Origin of the sequence: Streptomyces parvus (genome assembly GCF_032121415.1) — a bacterium.
Lineage (GTDB): Bacteria > Actinomycetota > Actinomycetes > Streptomycetales > Streptomycetaceae > Streptomyces > Streptomyces globisporus_A.
This window is the reverse complement of record NZ_CP135078.1, coordinates 1-22,230: the sequence shown is the minus strand read 5'-3', so window position 1 is coordinate 22,230 and position 22,230 is coordinate 1. Positions and strand designations below refer to the sequence as shown.

9 protein-coding genes and 2 pseudogenes are annotated in these 22,230 nt (G+C 71.6%); 4 read left to right on the top strand and 7 right to left on the bottom strand.

The window, feature by feature from the left end; genetic code table 11:
* Positions 1-1,041 precede the first annotated feature (1,041 nt).
* A complete protein-coding gene (locus RNL97_RS00055) occupies positions 1,042-12,894 on the top strand; it encodes a hypothetical protein (protein ID WP_313750231.1) in 11,853 nt (3,950 codons plus the stop codon).
* A 435-nt stretch (positions 12,895-13,329) separates the two neighbouring features.
* On the opposite strand, the gene RNL97_RS00050 is transcribed toward RNL97_RS00055, so the two are convergent.
* Positions 13,330-13,572: a hypothetical protein gene (locus RNL97_RS00050; protein ID WP_243316547.1), complete on the bottom strand. Its 243-nt coding sequence runs from the start codon at positions 13,570-13,572 to the stop codon at positions 13,330-13,332.
* A 278-nt stretch (positions 13,573-13,850) separates the two neighbouring features.
* Positions 13,851-14,447 carry a helicase associated domain-containing protein gene (locus RNL97_RS00045; protein ID WP_313750230.1) on the bottom strand — a complete coding sequence of 199 codons (597 nt, stop codon included), beginning with the start codon at positions 14,445-14,447 and terminating at the stop codon, positions 13,851-13,853.
* 1,108 nt (positions 14,448-15,555) lie between these two features.
* Here RNL97_RS00045 and RNL97_RS00040 point away from each other — a divergent pair.
* Positions 15,556-15,935: pseudogene (locus RNL97_RS00040) on the top strand (transposase); the annotation flags it as partial.
* Positions 15,936-15,944: 9 nt separating this feature from the next.
* Here the strand turns inward: RNL97_RS00040 and RNL97_RS00035 are convergent.
* Both RNL97_RS00035 and RNL97_RS00030 read right to left on the bottom strand, forming a co-directional pair.
* Positions 15,945-16,109 (bottom strand): hypothetical protein, encoded by a 165-nt coding sequence (locus RNL97_RS00035; protein WP_199814272.1) that lies wholly within the window; start codon positions 16,107-16,109, stop codon positions 15,945-15,947.
* 49 nt (positions 16,110-16,158) lie between these two features.
* Entirely contained in the window at positions 16,159-16,281 is a 123-nt protein-coding gene (locus tag RNL97_RS00030) for a hypothetical protein (RefSeq protein ID WP_313750263.1), read from the bottom strand.
* Between the two features lie 531 nt (positions 16,282-16,812).
* Here RNL97_RS00030 and RNL97_RS00025 point away from each other — a divergent pair.
* Positions 16,813-17,010: a hypothetical protein gene (locus RNL97_RS00025; RefSeq protein ID WP_030593608.1), complete on the top strand. Its 198-nt coding sequence runs from the start codon at positions 16,813-16,815 to the stop codon at positions 17,008-17,010.
* Positions 17,011-17,344: 334 nt separating this feature from the next.
* On the opposite strand, the pseudogene RNL97_RS00020 reads toward RNL97_RS00025, so the two are convergent.
* Positions 17,345-17,648: pseudogene (locus RNL97_RS00020) on the bottom strand (transposase); the annotation flags it as partial.
* Positions 17,649-17,960: 312 nt separating this feature from the next.
* Entirely contained in the window at positions 17,961-18,629 is a 669-nt protein-coding gene (locus RNL97_RS00015) for a TetR/AcrR family transcriptional regulator (protein WP_243316544.1), read from the bottom strand.
* A gap of 65 nt (positions 18,630-18,694) precedes the next feature.
* Between RNL97_RS00015 and RNL97_RS00010 the strand changes: the two genes are divergently transcribed.
* On the top strand, positions 18,695-20,218 hold the full coding sequence (locus RNL97_RS00010; RefSeq protein ID WP_030593614.1) for a monooxygenase: 1,524 nt from the start codon (positions 18,695-18,697) through the stop codon (positions 20,216-20,218).
* A gap of 1,147 nt (positions 20,219-21,365) precedes the next feature.
* Here the strand turns inward: RNL97_RS00010 and RNL97_RS00005 are convergent.
* Positions 21,366-22,214, bottom strand: a complete 849-nt coding sequence (locus tag RNL97_RS00005; protein ID WP_313750261.1) for a helicase associated domain-containing protein — start codon at positions 22,212-22,214, stop codon at positions 21,366-21,368.
* Positions 22,215-22,230 lie beyond the last annotated feature (16 nt).

Here is a 22,230-nt window from a genome sequence, read left to right as displayed (position 1 = left end):
CCCCGGGGAAGAAACGCCCCGGCGTCGCCGGCCACCGGCCCGCCGGTCGGACGCGCGGCAAATCGGGTTCTGTGTCGACCCAGCCAGGCATCCGCTCCGCGGTCCCCGGTGTCCGCACCAACAGCACGCCCGCATCCCGGTGCGCCGACAAGTGCCGCCGCAACATGGCCTCGTTGAACCTGTCATCTGGACTCTCCGCTCGCTCCCGGATGCGTATGGACGTCGACAAGTCCCGGCAAAAGCCATCCGCCGTCCACAACGGTCTCCACCCGCTTCGCTGCCGCCCCAGCAGGCGGCTCAGTCCGCAGCCGCTCTCCGTCGACCCAGAACGTGCGCTCCTCGCGCTCAGGCAGAACGACACCGCGTATACGCATGATCATGACTTCTCACCTCAGGTTGACAGAGAGTGACCCGGTTCTCGCGGACGCCCGGCGCGGTGCGGGAGGGCCTCGGCTCGGGCTGGGTGAAGCCCGGGGGAACGGCGGATGTCCACCGAGGCACTGGTGGTTGCGGCGCCGTGCTGTGCGTGTCGCCCCGGCGTCATCTGACGTACCTAGCGTGTGCACCATGCGACGAGCTTGCTGTCCGCGTGCATGGGCCGGAACGGGATCGACGGCAGTTCTCGCCGCCCTTGTGACGGCAGAGGTGACGATCCCTGTCACGCCCGCCGTTGGCGCGGACTCCGTCGAACTCCCCGTCCTGTCGGCCTCTGTGGCGCCGGGCGAAGAGCGCGTGGCCGCGTCCGCCCGGAGTGCCGAGGCGGAGCTGCGGACGGTGCGGGCTCCGCTGACCAAAGGTGTGGACAGGCTGGGCGGACGACTTCGCCCGGCAGGTGCGTCCGAAGTGCCGGGCGGACAAGAGGTCCTGTGCGCCGATGTCACCCAGGGGCTGTACGGGGCACTGCACACGCTGGTCCCGGCGGCACGCACCGATCTGGAGTACGTCGAGAGCACCCGCACCGACGCCGTCGATCGGATCCGGTCTCACGGTCGGAAGACGGACGAGGCACTTCACTGCGCCGGTGGGCAGGTGAGACGCTGAGTGGAGGAGATCGACTTTCCGCCGGACGTCCGGACGATGCTCTGGATCCTGCTGGGTGAGATGCCCCTGCAGGCCAGGGAGAATCTGGCGTGGGAAAGTCGTGAGCTCTACCTGGCCCTCCAGAAGGGCCTGATCGATCTGCGCGCGGCCTCGCGGGAGACGATCCAGATGGTGGAGGCGGCGTTGCCGCCGGAGGTGGCAAAGCCGTACATCGAGAGTGTGCGGATGCTCACCGACGAACCGGGCGGCACCGACCCCGTCCAGCAGTTGCTGCTCCAGCTCGACGAACTGGCCAGCGGCCAGGTGGACTACTCGCAGAAGATCCAGGCGTCCAAGTGGGAGATCATCGCCGAGATCATCATGCTGATCGCCGAACTGGCGATCCTGGCGGCGCTGATCGCGTTCACCGGCGGCGCCTCGGTCTCGCAGATGTTCCTGGCGCGGGCCCGGAGCAAGCTCGCGATCCTTATCATCATCGACCGCCTGCTGCGGATGTCGCACATCGCCCCGACCCTGGGCCAGGCGATCCAGGAGGCGATCCAGACGCTGGCGGTCCGGCTGGCGCAGATCGGGCTGAACACCGGGGGCCGGAAGCCCGGGGGAGTGGACTGGAAGGACGTCGGTGTCGCCGCCGCCTTCGGCGCGCTCACGGCCGGCTTCATGGAGATCTTCGACAAGTTCCTGAAGCCCATCAAGAACTTCTTCAAGGACCTCCTCGGGGACGTCTTCAGCAAGTTCAAGATCGACCCGAACAGTCTGCTGTTCAAGGGGATCGTGAACGGTCCGCCGGTCGTGGTCACCACCTTCGTGGTCGGAGCCACCGCCGAGAGCACCGCCGAGGTCATCATCAACGGGGCCTTCTACGACAAGTGGGAGTTCAAGTGGGAGACGTTCGTCGGCTCCGGCACCAGCACCGTGTTCGACATGGGCGCGGGGCTGGCCGTCGGCGCGGGCGCCTTCTCGATCTACAACAACTACTTCAACAACGACCGGTTCACCGACATCAACGAACTGCCCGGCCCTGACAGCCGCTTGGGAGGCGGTTCGGGGTCCGGGAAGCCGGATGTGGGCCCGGATGTCAAGGGCCCGTCGACGGTGAAGAGCAACCTGTTCACCCCGGGTCCCGCAGCGCCTTTCCCGAACACCGTCTCGACCGAACTCTCGAGCGGGATCGGCAGCGGTCTCAGCATCCCGCCGCCCACGTACACGCCCCCGCCGCCGTACACGTCGCCGTCCGCGCTGAACATCCTGCCCACCGGTGGCCGCGACGTACTGTCCGGACCCTTCGACCTCACCACCCGGGACTCCAACAGCCCGAACGACACGAACAACCTCGGCGGCTACGGCTTCAACAGCGGCAACGGCTTAAACGGCAGCAACAGCTTCAGCGACCCGAGCGGGCCACCGGCCCCCTACGTGCCGCCGTCCACCTCGTCGGCCTTCACCCCGTCCACGCTGCCGTCCGGGCGCACCTCCGGGCCGTCGTCCGTCTCGAACGCCGACCTCACGACACCGGACCTCACCGACGGCCTCACGCCGGACACGCCTTCGAACGTGCCACGATCGACAAGTGACCTCCCCCAGGGGCTCACCACGCCGAAGGGCTCCTCCACCGCACCGGACTCGAACACCCCGGGCGGTATGGACGCCACGCACGTGGATACCGACCCGGGCGACGCACCGTTCGGCCAGGACGGGACACGGGACGTCCCTCACGACACCACCGGGCAGGACCTGCCCGGGCACGGACAGCCCGCCCGGAACACCGGCGCCCAGCCGGGCACGGAACACGGCACACACCAGCAGGTGAACGGCGCCCCACCGGCAACCGACGCCGAATCCGACACCGTCACAGCGCCGACGCCCCTGGGCACCTCGGCCGGCCCGAACACGACAGCACCCGCATCCGCCCCCGGAGCTCACAACGCATCGCCCGGTACGCCGGGAAGCCAGTCACAGCAGTCCTCCCGGACCGACCTGACAGACGGGACCGACGCGACAGGCCTGACAGACGACGATGTGACCGGCCTGCCTGACCAGCAGGCCGACCGAAACGGTCAGGAGTACCTGTCCGACGGTACGGACCAGTCGCTCACCCCGGCACCCCGTGACACGAACACGACCACGACCGTGCCCGAAGGCGACCCGGCGCCCCCGACAGGGCTGCGTACCTCCTCCGAAGCACCGCGACCGGACGCGGCACCGCTGAGCGGCGAAGCCCCGGCCGAGTACACCGGCACGGACGCCGAAACAGGCGCGGACGCGCTCACCGGGCCGACGCCGGAGCCCTCCCTGCCCATCGCCGATCCGGTGCGCCCCGAGCAACGGCGGGCCGGGACCCACGACGCACCGGCGGTGCCGACAACGGCACCGGAAGCACCGGCCGTGTCGCCGGACACCTCGTCGGCCGAGGCGTCCGACGGCCGGTCCGCTACGTCGTCGAGCTTCCCCGGCATGTCCTCACCGTCGTCCTCCCCGCCCCTTTCCCCTTCCCCGCCGACCGCTCTGCCGACTTCTTCGTCGTCCTTGCCCGCTCCGGGGGCAGGGCCCCAGCAGGGGGGCCTGCCCGGACTCTCCGGCCCGGATGCCGACCTGGCCCCGGACGGGGCCGAGGCGGTAGGGGCGTCCGGCCCCGTCTCAGGGACCACCGCCGACGCCGCCCCCGGGTCGCCCGCCTGGGAGGCGGCGCGCGCCGGGGTGGAACCGGTGCCGCGCTCGCACACCTGGGTCGACCCGGTGTCGACGCCACCGGATCCGCAACAGCAGGGTCGGACAACTCAGTTCGTGGTGAGGTCGAAGTTCGAAGTACGCCGCTTCGGGGTGGGCGGCGACCATGTCACCGACCTCACCGTCGAGGTCGGTGTCGGCAGCCCGGACCGGATGCCCGACGGCGTCTGGGCGAAGGTGCTCAGCGGCGTCGATACCGCGATCAACGCACCGGGTCACCGGCTGCCGAACGGTGACCTCCTGCATGTGACGGTGGTGCGCGTCGAGAGCGACCCGCACCCCAACGGGCTCAACGTCGAATTCGTCGGCCGCGACCAGCAGATGACCCGGTCCGCCTGGTGGGCGGATGCCGACCCCGTCGACTACGCGCACGAGATCACGCACATGCTCGGCCTCCGCGACGAGTCCCGGCACGCGGTCGCACCTCAACGCCCGGACGGGGAGGGGAGCCTCCTGGGGGACTACCGGCGCCCGGCCCCCGAGGGGCTGGCCCAGGGCGGGCTGCGCGGCCGCCATCTGCAGCTGATCAGCACACTCATCGGGGACCTCCCGCCCATACCCGCCAGGACACCCACATCCGCATCCGCGCGCACGACCGCGACGGCAACCGTGTCCGCGACGGCGACCGTGGCCTCCCCGCCGCCCGTCCGCCGTCCGGCCACCACCAGCAGTGCCCCTGGTGCCGAGCCGTACGCGCCCGTGCTCCCCAGCACCCGGCCCCCCGTGCTGGACCGGGACCTGCCCCGGCCGCTCGGCGGGCGGCGGGACCGGACCGACTTCGGTAACGGCTCCCGGATGCCCGCGTACATCGACGACGTGCAGGAGCTCGTGCAGGACGCCCCTCCGGAGGTCCTCCTCGAACTGGTCTCCGGCGGCATGACCTTCGGGCACAGCGACGTCGTCCTGCGCGGCACCGGCGAGGCGCTGGCCGAGATCGGCCGACTGCTGTCCACAGGGTCCGACGGGGTGCGGCCCGAGCAGCCGAAGAAAGGCCGCCCGGCCGGTTCGAACCTGATGGCCGACGTCACGTACGCCTTCACCCAGGAGCCCAAGACACTGGCCGGGGACGGGCGCGTCTTCCCGTACACGGCGCAGGACGGCAGTGCGCGGAAGCTGTCGGTCGTCGCGCGCCACTACGGCGACTGGGAACAGTTCACCGACACCTACGGCAGCCCCGTGAAGGTGGACGGGATGCACCGCTCGGTCTTCACAGCCGGGCAGAGCAAGACCATGCAGTCGGCGTTCCAGATCGCGCTCGGCGGGCCCATCGGGCCCGTGGGCGCGGCCGCATTCAGCGGTTTCGGCCGGCTCGGTCTGCGGCTCGGTTTCACCGACCGGGTGGGATACGGACAGACCGAACAGGGGACGAGCCAGACGGAGACCCGCGCGCTCGACGGCTCGCGGGTGTATCTGGACCACGTCTACTACGACCTGCGGGTCACCGATGCGGACGGAAGGATCGTGACCGGTCCCGAGCCCGCGGTCTTCGGGTTCGCGGTGAGGGACGGGCTGTCCGTACGGCTGCCGGACAGCGTGATGAGTGCGGCCGCCGCCCCCGGGCGCATCCCCCGCTCCATGGAGCTCGGCCGGCAGTCGGCCTACCGGCTGGTCCGGACGGAGGGGTTCGGCCCCGTCTCCCGGATGCGGGACTGGGCGGCCCAGGAGATCGGCGTGGCACCGGGCAGTACCGCCTACGGTGAACTGAACTCCTTCTTCTCCTCGTTGAGCTTCCAGCGGCAGAGCCCCGCACTGTCCAGGGGACGGGTCACCACCGTGCCTCTCTTCGCCGACGACAGGACCCGTACGCCGCTGGGCGTCTTCGTGGTCGATGTGGTGCCGGGCCGGGCGACGCTGATCACGGAGACGCCCGACGCGGAGATGCGCGACATCAACACCCTGGCCGTACGCAACGACCGGAGTGTCCAGAAGACGGCGGCCTTCGGAATCGACGGCGTCGCGGGCCCGGCCTTCAACTTCTTCGACCTGGGGAACGGCGCCCTCAATCTCCGGCTCCAGTTCGGCGCGGCGTTCCGATACCTCTTCTCCGTGTCGCGCACCGCCGGCCTCGGCGGTTCCGGGGCGATCAAGACGGCCGGCCAGGTCAAGGGCGATGCGACGGGTCTCTACCTGGTCCGGAAGACGGTGTACGTCCAGCGCAGCGGCAGCGGCTCCCGGCCGCAGCAGTTCCACACCTGGAGCGTGGACCGGATGACCCGCACGGAGGCGCGTCGGCTGGCGGGCTGGGACGACGGCCTGCGGCGTGCGCTGCGCGCGGGAGCACCAGAACCGTTCGCCCCCGCGTACCTGACCCCGGACAGGCCGCCCACCCTGGGCATGCACCGGGTGGAGGAGTTCGCCTTCAGCGACGGTACGAAGACCGGGCCGACCGGAGCCACGGGACGGGAGCGCACCTTCCTGGACACCCTCGCCGACGAGGTGCTGACGGCTCTCGCGGCGGCCTATCCCGGGCTGGTCGCACGGCTCGACCAGCTGGCGCCGCCGGAGCACAGGACCTGGCGGGAGCGGGCGAACGCAGTTCTGGGCCCGCCCGGTCCGTCCGCCGGCGCACGCCCGGCGCCGACGACGCGGTGGAAGAACGACGACGAGTACCGTACGGCCCTCGCCAACACCCTGGAGGTCCTCAGCGCCCTGTCGTACCGGAGCATGGCGGGAAACCTGGAGGCGCTGACCACGACCGGCATCCGGATCCGGTTCAACGAGCCGGGCCGGATCGGACAGGGCCACCGCTACATCTGGCTGCACGGGGAGCTGACCAACCGCCGTTTCGAGGGCGTGCAGGACGACTTCAAGCTGCGCTACAGCTCGGTCGGTGTGGAGCGGGTGGACGGCCAGAAGAGCGCCAAGCGCATCGGGGAGGCGGGCGTCGAGGGGCTGATCGCCTTCCGTGACCCCATGACGGACGACATCGGCGCACCGAACAACGCGGGCGGGCCGAGCGCCGGCGTGCGCTGGGGTTGGCAGGCCGACGAGGAGACCAGCTTCGGCGCGACGGCCACGTACGAGCCGATGACGGTGAGTGCCGGTCCGTCGCACCTCTACCGCTACGACCTCTCGATCACCGTGGACCGCGGCGGGTACTGGCGGTTCCGGGGCCTGCTGCGCGGAACAGCGACGCTGGGGCTGCTCGGCACCCAGCCGTTCGTCTTCCGGCAGCCGCAGGACCTGCTCATCGGTACGGCCCCCGGCGGCCGTCAGGTGGGCGGCGGGCCCCGGACCGGGCAGGTGCTCATCAGCATCCCTGGCACGCACGCGCCAGCCGTGGACCCGCACCGCCGGGCTGCTGCCAACCCCTACGCGAGCGTCGCCCTCCAGCCGGTACGCACCCTGCGGCCCGACCGGGCGCGGGCACTCGCCCTCGGCGACCTGTCCAGGCCGGGCAGCCTGGTGCGCGCCTCCGACCTGGTGGGGGACCCGGGCCCGGTGACACCGGACGGCCGGGGCTCGCAGATGTTCCGGGACCTGCAGAACCATCCGTTCCTGACCATCGGCGTGATGCCGTCACCGGCCCTGGTCTCGGCACTCGGGCAGGCCATGGCCGCCGGGTCAGGCGGCGCTTGGCAGCTCACCGAGGAGGGTGCGCCGACCCGCGAGGCCGTACTCCGTGCCTTCCAGCCGCAGTACCTGACGGCCAACTTCGACCAGAGCTCCGGGCCGCTGGGCTGGAGTGCCTCAGGGCTGATGGGGAAGGGCCCGTACGCCACGCTCTGGGCCACCTTCCGGCATCTGACGGCGGTGGACGGCATCCAGGCGCTGACCGGGTCGGTGCCGATGGACACGGAAATGGTGCTGGGCGGCACCGGCCAGACGGCGGGTAAGCTGACGAAGACCCGCACCTTCTTCGTCGGCGGGCAGCTCGTCTACGCGCGCTCCCACGCGGCAGGGCCCGGACTGCTCGGCACCTACGGCCTGGTCGCCAGCCCCTGGTCGACGGCGGACCAGTCGAGCAGGACCGTGACCCGCTCCTTCGTCCACGACATGAACCGCAAGGGCTTCGGCCACCAGGTCCTCGTGTCGGGCGCCGCCGAGCACTGGCTGGCCCTGACGGCGAGCCTGCTCGGCTCCGGTGCCGCGGGCAGGCCGCTCGTTCCCGACTGGATCGCCGCGGCGGCCGGACGGATGACGACCGTGCCCGGCGGCTGGCTGGCCCATGTGCCGGAGAAGAGCGCCCACCTCGTTGGGCTGATCGACGACGGCATGGGCGAGGTGCCGCGCTACACCCGCCACAGCTGGTCCCCGCAACCGTGGCTGCGGGACGACCACTTCGGTACGTACGCCGTCAACGCGCTGGACCCGACCGCGGCGCTCGTCGCCTTCGAACAGCAGGTGGCCGTGCTCGGGCTGGACGACGCCGGCCGGGAGCGCGTCCGCACCCTGGTCTCGTCCCGGGTCCTGCGATCCCTGGACAAGGAGACCACGGGCGGCGGCTCCTCGGTCCCGGCCCGCACCGGAGCGTGGGGCTGGCACAGCGTCCGGATCGGCAAGCGGCAGATCCGGATCAGGGTCCAGCTCGAACCCGGTACGCCGACGCTCGAGATGCTGGACCACAGCGTGGAGATGGAGGAGAACCGGCGGGCCATCGAGACGGTCACCGAAGGTGCCGAGTCCACGAAGGGTGCCGACTTCGGCTACCTCGTCGGGGAGGCCGTCCACACGGAGAACCCCACGGGGGCCGTGGCGGCGGGACCGACGTTCACGGAGACCGGCTCCGACCGGAAGTCCAGCGGCGAGAGCCGTACGGAATCCACCCTGACCGTGTTCCGGGCGGCCTCGACGGAACCGTACGCGGAGATCGCCACGCCCTACACGCTCCGGATCACGCTGGAGGCGGACGACCCGGCACCGGGGCGACGGGGGCCCGTACGCACCGGGTTCGACCGGTTCCGCGGCAAGCAGGTCATCAGCGTGGCGCACCCCGCCGGGACCCTGCGCGAGCACGTCCCCCTGAGCCTGATGGCCCCCGACGGGGAGCCGGACGCCGATCTGCTGCCGCCCCCGGACCTGACCGGGCTCGCCGCACCGAGGCAGGGCGTCCCGCCGTACGTGCTGGGGCCCGACACCCTGCACGGTGACGGCACCCTCAAGCCGTTCCGTTTCCCCGCCACCGGCTTCGACGTGCGCCGGATCGTCGGCCTCGCGGACATCCAGGTGGCGAACACCTACGCGCTGGCCCTGTCGTACGACGCGGGTTTCTCCGTGGACGGACCCGATGCCGCACGCCGGGCCAGGGACACCGGGCTGACCCGGCTGGGCACCGGCTCGGCCCAGGCGCTGGAGGACGCGACCGGCAACGCCGCGCTCACGGCCTACTACCACCGTGCGGTGACGCCCCAGGGATACGGCGTCCCCGGGCTGACCGAGAAGAACATCGTCAGCACCGAGAGCGCTCAGCTCGAGCTGTACGCCAAGCCCGACTTCAGCCGCGCCCGGCTGCTGACCGTCGCCGACGGCCAGAAGATGGAGATGCTCCGGCGGACCGGCGCCGGCGCGGCGTCGTCCGTGGGACGGGAGAACGTCCAGGACTCCGCGCTCGGGGCGGGCGTGCTGATCAGCTCCGACAAGACGGGCATGCACCAGATGGGCGGGTCGGGCACCGGGCCGTATGCCGCTGAAGGCGACACCCTGCCCACCTCGGCGGACCAGCTGACCTCCATCAACACGAAACCCAAGACGGGCCGGGTGTTCCTGTTCGCCGTCCCCACCTCGTGGCTGAGCGTCGCCGATGTGCGTCGGGGCATCAAGGACACCCGAGTCGGACGCTTCGTCGGAGGCACCTTCGGCCATGTCAGGCCCGGCCCGAAGGCGGTCGGCTCGGAGGCGTACGCCCTGACCTGGGTCAGGGACGATGTCGCCAGGGAACTCGGCCTGATCGACGACACGAACTTCCCCGCCCGGGTGGGTGCCGCGTGGGACGCGGTGGGCGAGGCGAGCAAGGCGTGGGTCGACGCCGACAAGGCGTACTGGAAGAAGCGCCGTTCGGCGATCGGCCGGAGGGAGGAGCGGGACGCGGCGCGGATCGCGCTCGACGACGCGGAGACCGCCGCCGGGGCGGCCCGCCGAAGGCTGGCCCAGTCGTACGACGTGGCCGAGGCGGCCCACAACGCCGTGGAGGCCGCGGAGGAATGCACGGACCGGATACGGCGCGCCGGTCAGCAGTCGATACGCGAGGCCCGCGAAGCCCTCGAAGCCGCCGAGGCCTCGGACACCGGTGAGGCCGCCCACGAAGGTTGGGCGGAGCTGGCACGCGAGGAGATGGCGGAGGCGCGTGCGGCCCTGGCGGCCGCCGAACGGACCTCCCGGGAACGGCTTTCGCCCGCCGAGGTCCACATCGCCGCCCTGCGGGAGCGTAAGGCGGCGGCCGACCGGCGGGTGAACACGGCCGAAAGGGCGCTTGCCACCGCGGACCGCCGGGTCGGGGCGGCCACCCGGCGGCACGACGCCGCCGTCACCGCCTTCGGTAACCGGCGCACGCTGCTCGCCACACTGAGGACGACGGCGGAGGACGCCGCGGCCGAGTACCACCGGGTGAGGGCGGGGACGGACCAGCTCACCCGGTGGCACCAGGAAGCGGCCACCGTCGAGGGCCGGAAGCGCCTGGAGGGCAGGACCGAGCCCCCGGCCGTCACATACCTGAAGCCCGCGGTGCCGGCGCCCCCGGTGCCGCCCGCGCTCCCGGCGTACACGAGGACCGGCACCGGTCCGGACGCCCGGCTGACCTCGCCCGACGAGGTCACGTACGCCCTGCACGAGGTGCCGGAGGACGGGGACGCCTTCCTGCACGCGCTGGTGGAGGGGCTGAGCAGGAGCGCGCCCGGCCTGCTCACCGATCAGGGGGTGGACCTCGGCGACCGGCGTGCGGCGGCCGACGCGGTGCTGCGGATGCTCACCGCCAGGCTCATGGACCCCTCGGACGCGGACCTGCTCGAAGCCGTCGCCCCCGATGCCATGGATGCCTTCAGCGACGCCGAAGTCACCGGGGCGGGGTTGCGGGGGGCCGGGCCGCTGGCGGCGGACACTCCTGGAGGCCGCGAGTTCGACGGGCTGGGCGGACTGATGCCGCACTCCGTGACCCCGGACCCGGCGGCCCGGGCCGCGCTGGCCGTCGCCCAGCTGATGCGCCCGGGGAACACGGAGGGCGAGGCGGGCTGGAACCACGGGGCGGCCGACCTGCTGCCGGTGCTGGCCGCCCGGACGTTCGGGGTGGACATCACCGTCGTGGACGAGGCGGGGCGCTTCCAGGACTTCGGCCCGGGACCGTCCGATCCCACGGGCCACCTGGCGGGGACCCTGGGCCTGCCGCCCGGCGGCCCGCGGCCGCACGTGGTGCTCAGCCTGGCGGACCGCCATTACCGACTGGCGGTACGGGAGGGGGCGGTGACGGACGCGAAGCCGGAGCCGAAGGTCCAGGGCAAGACGGAGGCCAGCACTCAGCCGGAGCCGAAGGTCCAGGACAAGACGGAGGCCAGGACTCAGCCGGAGCCGAAGCCGGTGCAGCCCTCGTCTGCCCTGCCTCCGGACGGTGCGGCCAGGGGGCGGCCCGTTCGGGTTCCGGTCACCGGGGAGTGTCTCTTCCACTCATTCATCGCGAGCGACCCCGGATACGTACGCAGCCGGCTGCCCGCTCTGGCGGAGTCCGACCCCGCCGCGTACGCCTGGCTCGGCGACGCCGACGCCGTACGCGGGGGGCTCAGCGGCAGAGCGGTCGTCCAGTCCACCACCGGGCACTACCCGGGCGGCCCGGAGACCGCCGTCGTGAGCGCGATGCGCAAGGCCGTCGAGGCCCATGTGACCGGGAGCGGAGGCCGTCTGCCCCGATCCGTCATCGGGCAGTTGCGCCTGTCGACGACGGCGGAGTTCGGGGCCCGGATCGCGGGACTGCACCGGGCGGGGCTCGTCTCGCTGCTCGCACACCACGGTGTGGACGCGGACATGCTGATCGACCGCTCGGAGGCGGGACTGCGCGCGGAGTTGGCCGTTCTGTACCCGACGAGCGCGGCTCCACTGGACGACGCGGAGATGCGTACGGTCATGCGCGCTGTCGCCCGCTGGGAGGAGGATTACATCACCGACGTGGGCGAGATCTTCCTGCCCCTGCTCGCCCACACCTTCGGGGCCCGGGTCGAGGTGGCCTGGGACGGTCGTCTGGCCGACACCCGCCGGGCCGGCCCCAGCGGCGCATCCCGTGTGATCGAGGTGCACTACAACGGCGTGGACCACTACAACGGGAGCAGCGCCGAAGCGCATGACCTGCCCGTCTACGGCGACAGCGTGGCCCCCAAGCGCGTCAAGCCCGAGGAGCGTGACGGTGAGGGCGACGTACGGGTGAATCCGCTGTGGATCCCCCTGGACGATGTCGATCCCGATCTGCTGGTCACGGCGAACCCGGACACCGTGTGGATCTACACGGTGACCGAGGACGGACAGATCCTGCTGGGCAGCGAGCAGCCGAGCGGGATCATCACGCCGGAGCAGTTCGACGCGCTGCTCGCTGGCATGCGGAGCGTGGCTCCTGACCTGACGGCGGACGGACTGCGGAAGGACCTGGACGGGCTGGGGCACACGGGCATCGCGGCCCGGTTCGGGGAGTCCGGACGGTCGGAGCCCGGGATGAGCCGGGGGTCCGGCGAGGTCCGGTGGAGCCCGGAGCTGAAGCGGTGGACGGTAAACGACAAGTTGAGCCGCTACAGGAGCGAATCCGTCCGGCCCGGCCTCGGCCAGGACGTCGCGGCGGGCCGGCTGCGGGAGGTGGCGGAGCTCTTGACGGAACGGCTCGGCGTGCGGGTCGTGCCCGAACAGGTCAAGACCGCTACGGCGGCGCCGTCCGGTCAGCCCCCCGCCCCCGTCGTTCCACCGCCGGTGGTGCCGTTGAAGGGGATGGTGTCGGTCGCGGAACTCGAAGCGATCGGCATGACGCTGTCGTTGGCGCAGTCCACACAGGCGGCGCTCCTGCGCGACAAACTGCCCGTGGAGGAACTGGGGCTGACGCCCGAGCAGCACAGGCTCATCCGGGTGCAGCGGGGAGAGCCCGACACCTCGGCGCCCATGCGGCTGCTGCTCGACTCGCCGGAACCCTCGTCCCCGGGAGCAGCGCCGACTCCCTCGACATGATCATGGACTGGGAGGACGGCGACGAGGACAGCCGGTCCGCCGAGCCGGACCACCACCGGGATCCTGGAGGACCTCTACGGTCCCGGGATCGGCGAGGCCCCGCTCTGTCCGGCACTGCGCGAGACCCTGGTGCGGCTGGGCGCGCTGCGCCGGGCCGTGACCGGATCGCCTCTGCGTGAGGGCCCGTTCGACCTGGACGCGGTCACCCGGTACGTCCTCGGTCTGAGTGAGCGGGAGGCCGTGACCAAGGTGCAGCGAGGCGAGCTGTTCCGGGTGGCACTCGACGAGAACATGGAAGGGGCCCGGAGCCTCGCCGGCCTCGCCGCGTTCCGACTCGTGCTCGACGGGGTGTTCTGTGTCGCCCGCACACTGCCCCGGACCGGTGGCAGCCGGGGCAGGAACTGGACGGGCGGCAGGATCAGGGAACTGGACACGTCACAGGCGGTCGGGGTGGCCCAGCAGCCGTACGGGGTGCCCCCGCTCGGTGAGGCCGACCCGGCGCCGTACGTCGTCCTGGCGGCCGAAGGCGGCCACGACCACGTCGTGGTGCTGGACGGTGACGGCACCCCGCACCGCGTGACCACGGAGGTGTTCGCCGAACTGCTCGCCCTGGACCCGTTGCTGGCCGGTCTGCCGGACGGCACCTCCGTGTCCTGCTGGTCCCGGAGGCGGGTGCACGGGGCCTGGATCTGCCTCGCGCGGTCGCCGACCGGACCGGCCGCACGACCTGGGCCACCGGCGGTCTGCGGTTCACCCCGCAGACGGAGGGCGGCCCGGCCGTCGTCTCACCGGAGCACCGTCCCGGTGAGACGGCGGGGGCCTGGGGCTTCAGCGAGCCGGGCGAGGTGCTCGACCCGGCCGGCGCACCATGACCAGGCCGCGCGGGCCCGCGTGAACCGCGTGGACGGGAGGTCGTGTGCGCGGGGCGGAGGCTGCGGCGGGCCCCGCCGCCGGCTTCAGTTCCAGCGCATGCCGAGCTGGTCGAGGGCCTCGATGCGCTGGGGGTGCAGTCTCGCTCGGCGGGAACGCTGGTTGGAGATCCATATCCCGAGCTTGATCTCGGCACCATCGGTGATCTCTATGTGCTGGCGGGGGACGTTCAGGTGTCCTTCGCGCTGTGCGTAGGCGGCCGCGGCGGCGAGGTTCCGCATGAACTTGTGGTCCTGGGTGAGACGCGGCGCGCTCTGGATGCCGCCACCGCTGAGCGTCACGCCGAGCTCGGCCAGTAGCCGGCGCTGTTCCTCGTGGAAGGTGTCCCAGTGACTGAGCTGGTGGGCCAGCCAGGCGACGACGTCTTCCCCAGCGATCATGTGACCCGGCTCGGTCTCCACCGGTCCTCCCGCGGCGAGGTACCGCTTGAGGAGGATGCAGCGGCGCTGCCACACAAGCGGCCACGCGGGGCACCAGAACGGGTCCACGTCGGCCAGCGCCGCCTTGCGCGCGTCGGACAACGCGCCCTGGCTGCCGACGGCAAGGCGTGCCTCCCGGCGCCGGTTGGCCAGCCACGTCCCGACCGGGTAACCGTCCACGAAGGCGTCGTGCCCGGTGGCCATGGACGGCGTAGTAGGCGCGGGCCATCGACAGCCCGGCGTTGAACACGTGGTCGGGGTGGCTCCACACCATGCCCAGGCGTTCCAGCGCGTCGACGCGCACGGCGGGCAGGCGGCCGGTCTTGTTGGACTTGCGCTGCTCCCGGTCCACCCGGTCCGGTCCCCGTACCCCCGCCCGAGATCCGCGCCCTCGCCGCGCACGCCGAGGCGCCGCCGAGCCAGACCCGGACCACCGCCCGGGGCCTGCCGGCCAACCCGCAGAGGACGGAGCGACGCTGGCCGCCTCGCAGGGCCGGGCAACGGCCATCACGATGGACGCTCGCGGGCATGTTGACGATGCCGACAGTGCCGACGCCTTCATCCCGCCAGGCGAGGAGCTGGGCCAGGATTGAGCCCGGACAGGCGACTTCAGTCTCGTGCTCTGCATGTTCATCCGTACGCGGCTGAGCGCGTCACATGTACGCCGACACCGTCCAGGCCGTCGGTGTCCTCGTCCCCCGTAGCCGGCCGAGGAGGCCTCGCCGGGGCCGAGAGGGCGATGGCGGTCATCCACTGCTCGAAGTCGCTCATGCCGCCCCCACAGTGCGCGGTCTGTCATGCGCGGTGCGGGGACGGCTGGCGAAACTTCCAGCTCGGTGGCGCGCGCCCCAACCGCCTCCACTCACAGCAAGGCCGCCCAGGAAGTCATCGACCAGGGCTACCTCGAGACCTACCTCGACCTCCCCACTTCCCCACCTCCCCACCTCACTGGCCGCCGACCGGAGGACGGAGTGCGTGAACTCGGTCTCGGTGTCTCCAGTGAGGCGCTCGCCCGGACCAGGAGGAGATCGATCGCGATCCGGATCAGGGTGTTGTCGCTGATGATCTCGGACCGGTTCGTGCGCTGGGCGGAGACCCGGCGCTCATCGGACCGCAGCCCCGCGCTCGCCGTTTCCGGGATGTTGCCGGGTTCGCCTCAAGCGCTGGGCTGGTGGGGGACGATAGTCATCGGCAGTCGTCAACGGGGCCGGCTGTGCCGTAGCGAGGAGATCTGGATGCGGTTAGAGGTGCGTTTGGAGTCGGGTGCGCGGGAGCTGCGGTCGTTGCAGGGATGGCTGCGCTCGGATCCGGACTCGTCGGCCTCTCCGCGGCCAACACCCACGACAGCCTCGCGCTGAAGCCCATGATCACCGGTCACCAACGAGACACGACCCCCACCGCGGCCGGTACTTCAAGCCCCGGCGTCTCCACGCGGACAAAGCCTACGACGTCCCTCACCTGCGGAAATGGTTATGGGGCAAGCATGTCGGCGTGCGCATCGCCCGCAAGGGAGTCGAGTCCAGCGAACGCTTAGGACGCCGCAGATGGGTCATCGAGCGGACCATGTCCTGGCTGACCGGCTCCCGCAGACTCAACCACCGCTACGAACGCCATCCCCGCAACTACCTGGCCCTTCTCGGCCTCGCCGCAGCGCTCTGCTGCTACAAACGACTCGCTCGCCTCACCGCATAGGACACGGTCTTAGGCGGCGTGGTCCTTGCCGTTGTCCGCGAGGCGGAAGTCGAGGGTGTCGGCCGCCTTGAGCCGGGTCTGCTCCGCAGCGTGTGCCGCATCGGCGATGACGTCGCCGCGTTCGGTTATCAGCAGATCGTAGATCGGCGCGGTGCCGGTGTTGGTGGCTTCCATGTGGGGGTTTCCGTTTCTGCTGGGTCGGGCCGGTGGGAAGGCTAGCGGATCAGCCGCTGCTCAGCACCGAGTCGTCCAAGGGGCGGGTGCCGGGCAACTGGTGCCTGGCGGCGGCCAGGGCGTACTCGTCAACCAGATCCCGCAGCACCGCAGGGTGAGCCATCAGCGTCACCGACCCGCCCTCCTGTATCAGCGCACAATCCGCTCTGGATCAGAGCCGCTCCTCAGGTACCCCGATTCCCCGCCGCCACCCCCTCCCCAACCGGTTGTCCGGGCCGTGGAGGCATTGGGCAGCTGCTGCGCCTCCGGCTTCCACCCGCAGTGGCCAGACGTCAGGGCGTCCTTGACGTCTCCGCGGTCCGGCAGAGTCCTCCCGGCCGGTTGATCAGTGCTTGACGCGTGGCGTCCAGGCTGTCGACGATGCTTCCCGGCCGGGCTGGTCGGACCGACGCTATGCTCAGGCGATATCGAGCGATAGCTCGAGACGAAACCCGCGCCCGATGAGTGACCGCAGTCGCCGCCGTGCCCTCACCGCATATCGGAATGAGGCCTTCTACGGCATCTCGGATCGAGGGCCCGGCCCTCCGGTGTGCGGGCAGCCGGCCCCGGCGGTTGCAGGGATGGACATGCGGCGCAGGAGATCACGGGTCGCTCGCAGGTTCAGGGTGCTGCGCCATCTCACGCTCGGGTGACGGGAGCGCAGATGGGACAGGGCCCGGGTTCCCAGGCCGGTGCTGCGGAAGCGCTCCTCCAGGGTTACAGCGGTGATGACACCTTGATCGCAATGATCACAAAGCTGGTAGCGGACCTGACCGACGACCTTGCGGATATGGACCAGGAGCAGGCACTGCTCATCCGGACGGGTGCCGCCGGGGACTCGGGAGGGGAGAAATTCGATTGATCGGTAGACCAGTAGCCGACGCCGCAGGCGGCCCATGGGCCGCCTGCGGCGGGAGTGCCGGGGGCCGTTATGGCCGGTGGCTGCCACCTGAGCTTGAGAGGCCGGGCCGAACAGAGTGCTCGTAGGACGCGCGTGATGTCCCTGCATGCGAGCCGCCTACCCCGAGCTGCGCCATAGATACCCCCTTGTGCACAAAAGGGATACCCGCCCTTGAAGGCAGGGGCGGTTGCCTCGTTGAGTGAGTGCTGGGCCGTTCCCGAGCGCCCCTCCTTGCGGTCCGGAAACACTCCTTGATCGCCCAGCAGGCACCGGCGACGGCGATCAGCTGCTTGCGGTCAGGACGGTGCCAGGGGCACCTCGACGCGGGCCCAGTCGTAGATCCGCGGGCCGTGGGCGCCCTCGCCGCACGAGCGGCGTTTCCACTTCTGCCGGGGCAGACCGGCGACCAGTTCATGGAGCGGGTGGTCCAGGGCCTGCCGGGTGACGACGGTGTCGTGCCGGGTCGTTGCCACGACATGGAAGATGTCGGCCTGCTCCAGCTCGTAGCGCCAGCCCTTGCTGTAGCCGTAGCCCGCGTCCGCGGTCACCCAGCGGAACGGGATCTTGTCGTCGACCGCGCGGCGGACCATCGTCCTCGCGAGCTGGGCCTTTGGCGCCCGCCCCTCCGCCGTCCGGCAGAGCTCCTCCCTGAGCCGATGACCGTACGCGCACTCCGACGTCGCGCGCCCGCTCCGCGCAACCACAGGATTACCGACTTCCCGCCGAGCTTCCCCCAGCCCCGCAACACTCCGCACCTCAAGACAGTGTTGCCGACGCATATCGACCTCGGCAGCGGGCTCGGCCGGCACGCCGCCCGCCCGATCGCGCTCGGCGCGCGTCACCGCCGTGGTCTCCTTCTCCCAGCACGAACGCGCCTGCGGGGACCGTGGCGGGGAGAACCGCCACTGTGCTCACCGCCGGACGGCACGCAGTCCGTCCAGGAGCAGGCCCAGCCCGAACTCGAAGTGTGCCGTGAAGTCCGTACTGGTGAGCACCGGCAAGGTGGCGGCGAGGTGCGGATAAGTCCCCGTCTCCCCCACCGCCTCGTGCAGGGCCCCCGCGCTGGCGGGCCCCCCGTCCTCCGTCCGGAGGGCGGCCTGCTCCTCCAGGGTGTGGCCGACAGTGAAGTGGGACACCGCGTAGAGCGCCCGCGCCGCCTCACCATCGCTGAAGCCCGCCGCACGCAGCACCCCGATGAGGCCGTCGGCGAAGCCGAGGGTGTGAGGGCCGGTCGAGTGCGTACCGGCGTAGACGCGGGCGCCGTCGCGATGGGAGAGCAGGGCCGTGCGCAGTGCGCGAGCCAGACGCGCCACTGCCTCGCTCCAGTCGCCGTCCCCGGCCGGGCCGGTGGCGCCGGCGACGCCGCCGAGCATGTGCTCGGCCATGGCGGTGAGCAGATCCTGCTTGGTCGCGAAGTAGCGGTACAGCGCACCAGCCTGGACACCCATCGCATCGGCGAGCCTGCGCATGGTCAGCGCGTCGAGCCCGGACTCGTTCAGCAGGTCGAGGGCGGTCCGGACGGTGCGGGCCTGGTTGAGGCGGGCAGGCCGACCCCTGGCCGGGCTTGACTGTGCGCTCATGGACCCCACTATATTGAACACCGTTCACGTGAACATCGTTCATTAAATAGAGGAGGCCATCTCCGATGAAAACTGACGTGATCGTCGTAGGCGCCGGCCCGACCGGGCTGATGCTCGCCTGCGAGCTGGCACTTGCGGGCATACGGACCCGGGTCCTGGAGCGCCGCACCGAACCGCAGCGCCATTCGCGGGCGCTGAGCCTGCACCCGCGCAGCGTGGAACTGATGGACCAGCGCGGGCTGCTCGACCGCTTCCTCCCGCTCGGGCGGACCGTGCCGGGCTGGCACTTCGCGGGGTTGCCCACCCAGCTGGACTTCCGGCCCCTCGACTCCCGGCACGGCTACACCCTCTTCCTGGCCCAGGCGCGCACCGAGGCCATCCTTGAGGAGCGGGCACAGGAGCTGGGGGTGGAGATCAGCCGGGGACACGAGATCCTCGGCGTGAGCCAGGACGGCGACGGGGCCGAGGTGGAGACCCGCGTCCCCGGCGGTGGCACCGAGACCGTACGTGCCCTGTACGTGGTCGGGTGCGACGGCGGGCGCAGCCTGGTACGGCGGACCGCGGGGATCGGCTTCCCCGGCAGCGACGAGACCCTGACCGGGATACTCGGGGACTTCGCGGTCGTCGACCCGCAGCCCGGAGCCCTCGACGCGGCACGGGCCCGTGGCGTGATCGTCGCGCCACTGGAGGGCGGGCTCACCCGGTTCGTCCTCCTGGATTCGGAGCGGATGCGGGTTCCATCCCGAGAGCCCGTGGCCCTGGAGGAGTTCCGTACGTCGCTCACCCGGATCACCGGCTCCGACTGCGGGGTCGCCGAGCCCGACTGGCTGTCGCGTTTCGGCAATGCCACGCGGCTCGCGGAGAGTTACCGCTCGGGACGGATCCTGCTGGCGGGCGACGCCGCCCACATTCACTTCCCCGCAGCAGGCCAGGGGCTCAACACCGGGCTCCAGGACGCCATGAATTTGGGGTGGAAACTGGCCGCCGCGGTGCACGGGTGGGCCCCACCCGGGCTGCTGGACAGTTACGACGCGGAGCGCCGGCCGGTCGGCCGGTCGGTGACAGAGAACACCGAGGTCCAGACGCTGCTGGCGGAGCTGACGCTGATCTCGGGGTACCAGCGCCCGGCCGCGGCCCTGCGGTCGCTCCTCGACCAGCTGCTGGGCATCGCGGAGGTCAACCGCCGACTCGCCGATCAGGTCTCCGCGCTCGGCACCCACTACCCCCCGGCGGACCCGGGCGCCGACCCGCTGGTGGGGCGGCGTATGCCCGATGTGGGACTGGCCGCCGCCGGTTCGGCGGCGACACGGGTGTACGAACTCCTTACCCGCGGCCGCTTCGTTCTGCTCGCTCTGGCGGAGGACCCCTCCCCGCAGGAGGCCGTCGCCACGGACCAGGCCTCCCGGGTCATGGCCGTATCCGTCGACAGGTACGACGAGCACGCCGACCTCGACGGGGTGACCGAGGTTCTCGTACGCCCCGACGGCCACGTCGCATGGGCCACCCGTACCGCCGACCACGCCAGGCGCCGCGACGAGCGGGTCCAGGCGCTGACCGCCTGGGCGGGTACGCCCTCCTCAAGGAGCTGATCATGTCGGTGACCCGCGTCCGTCCACCGTCCCTGCACAACCCGTCCAACCAGATCTCCTAGATCGTCACCGTCGACGGAAGACGGCTCGTGCATCTCTCCGGACAGGTCTCCTGGGATGAGCGAGGACGGCCCGTGGGGCCCGGTGACCACGGAGCCCAGGCGGCACAGATCGTCCGTAACCTAGACGCCGCGCTCGCCGCGGTCGGTCGGCGCCACCCGCCCTTCCGTGCTGCCGTCGACCGGGATCCGGCGCAGCGTGTCCGGCAGACTCCGGTAAATTCCGGGGAGGAATCGGAACCCGTGCTCACTGGGCAGATCCAACCGGCCGCCTCTACCGCAGCCGCCGTACGGCCCCCGGACTCCCCGGCCCCGGCGCCCCACGCCGTACGGACCGCACCCGAGGCCGCGACGGCCCCAGCTTCGGCGCCCGCGGCCACCGTTCGACCCGCTCCGGATGCGAAGCCCGACCCGCGGGCCGCCCCGCCGGTGAGCACCGACGCGAAACGCCACTGGGGACCGCTGACCGAGGGCCTGACGCCCCCCCCGGCGACCTCGACCTCGCCGACCGTGCCCGCGCCCTGGACCAGCTCGGTATCAGCCCGGCGCTCACCGCCTCTTGGTCAGCAGGGTCAACGAAGCCCTGCCCGCGCGGGACGCCGCGCTCCTGGTGAGCTCCCACCCCGGGCCGCTGCTCGCCCACCGCATGCACACCATGGCCGAGGCGGGCGAGCCCCTCACCACACACCTCGCCCGCCTCACCCCCGACACCGCCGCCTGGCACACCGGCCCGCCCGCCGACCCCGCCACGCGTCTGCCGCTCGCCGCCCACTACGCCCTCACCACACCGCTGGACACGCCCCTGCCCACCGGGCCCCGCGTCTCCGCCCCCGCAGCCCGCTCCACCACGACCCGCCCGGACACCACCGCGCACACGCAGCGCCCGCCCCCGCCGAACCTGCCGCGCCCGCACACCACCGCCAGACCGCCCCCGCACCACGCCAAGGGCGCGGACGGTAGAACCACCGGGGCGTTCCAGAATTCTGGAACGCCCCCGGCAGCCGGGCCTCACCCGGGATCCCACCCGCACACCAGAACGATGCACGGCCTGACCCGCCGTCAGAAGAGACACCAGCGTCAAGCCCGCTTCAGGACGGCCGCCCGGCCGCTGCCCATTCCAGCCCCAACCCGGCCAGCCGCTGGAGCTGCTCGCCGGTGAGTGTGGCCCGGCGGCTTTTCACGTTCGACAGCCATACTCCGAGCCGCACGGACGTCCCGTCGGGCATTTCCTCACTCCAGGACCGCGCGACTACCACCGTCCTCTCCCGGGCCGCGTACTGGGCGAGCGCGGCGATACCCCGCTCGAACGCCCCGGCCCGCGCACCGCCCGTCGCCCGCCGCGGCCGTGCCTTCCCCTCGACGGCCTCGGTGGCCGGTTTCTCGGGCGGCCGGACGCCGAGCTGGACCAGGCGCTCGCGCTGCGCCGCGGCCAGCCGCTCCCACCCATCCTGCTGGGCGGCCAGCCACGCGCCGACGTCGAGCCCGTTCACCATCGCTCCGGGCTGCACATGTCCGAGCACGCTCCCGGGAGCGACAAGGCCCTTCAGGGCGGCGTAGTGGCGCTGCCAGTCGATGGGCCAGTCCGGGTTCCAGTCCGGGTCGATCGCGGCCAGCGCCGCCGCACGCCGCCGCGCCCGCGCCTGGTCCTTCCCGAGCCCGTTCTTCTTCCGGGCGTTGGCCAGCCACTGCCCCACCGGCCGGTCCATCATCATGGCCGTCACCGGCGCCGCGAGAGTCCCGTACGCGGCGAAGTACGCCTTCGCCGCACCGAGGTTCTCCTCCCACGCCGCATCCGCCGGATCCCACACGATGCCGAGCGCCTCCAGGTCCTCCGCCCGACCGGGAAGCATCGTCCCCGCCCGCATCGCCCTCCGCTGATCCGACAGCCACCGCCCCAGCGGAAACCCGCCCTCACCCCGCTCGTCCCCACCCTCCACGTGCTGGTACGGCACC

What these genes read in the sequence shown, in the direction of transcription:
- RNL97_RS00045 (WP_313750230.1), bottom strand. Translation starts at nt 14,447, where the DNA reads ATGGCCACCGGGCACGACGCCTTCGTGGACGGTTACCCGGTCGGGACG.
- RNL97_RS00035 (WP_199814272.1), bottom strand. Translation starts at nt 16,109, where the DNA reads ATGGAAGCCACCAACACCGGCACCGCGCCGATCTACGATCTGCTGATA.
- RNL97_RS00025 (WP_030593608.1), top strand. Translation starts at nt 16,813, where the DNA reads ATGGGACAGGGCCCGGGTTCCCAGGCCGGTGCTGCGGAAGCGCTCCTC.
- RNL97_RS00015 (WP_243316544.1), bottom strand. Translation starts at nt 18,629, where the DNA reads ATGAGCGCACAGTCAAGCCCGGCCAGGGGTCGGCCTGCCCGCCTCAAC.
- RNL97_RS00010 (WP_030593614.1), top strand. Translation starts at nt 18,695, where the DNA reads ATGAAAACTGACGTGATCGTCGTAGGCGCCGGCCCGACCGGGCTGATG.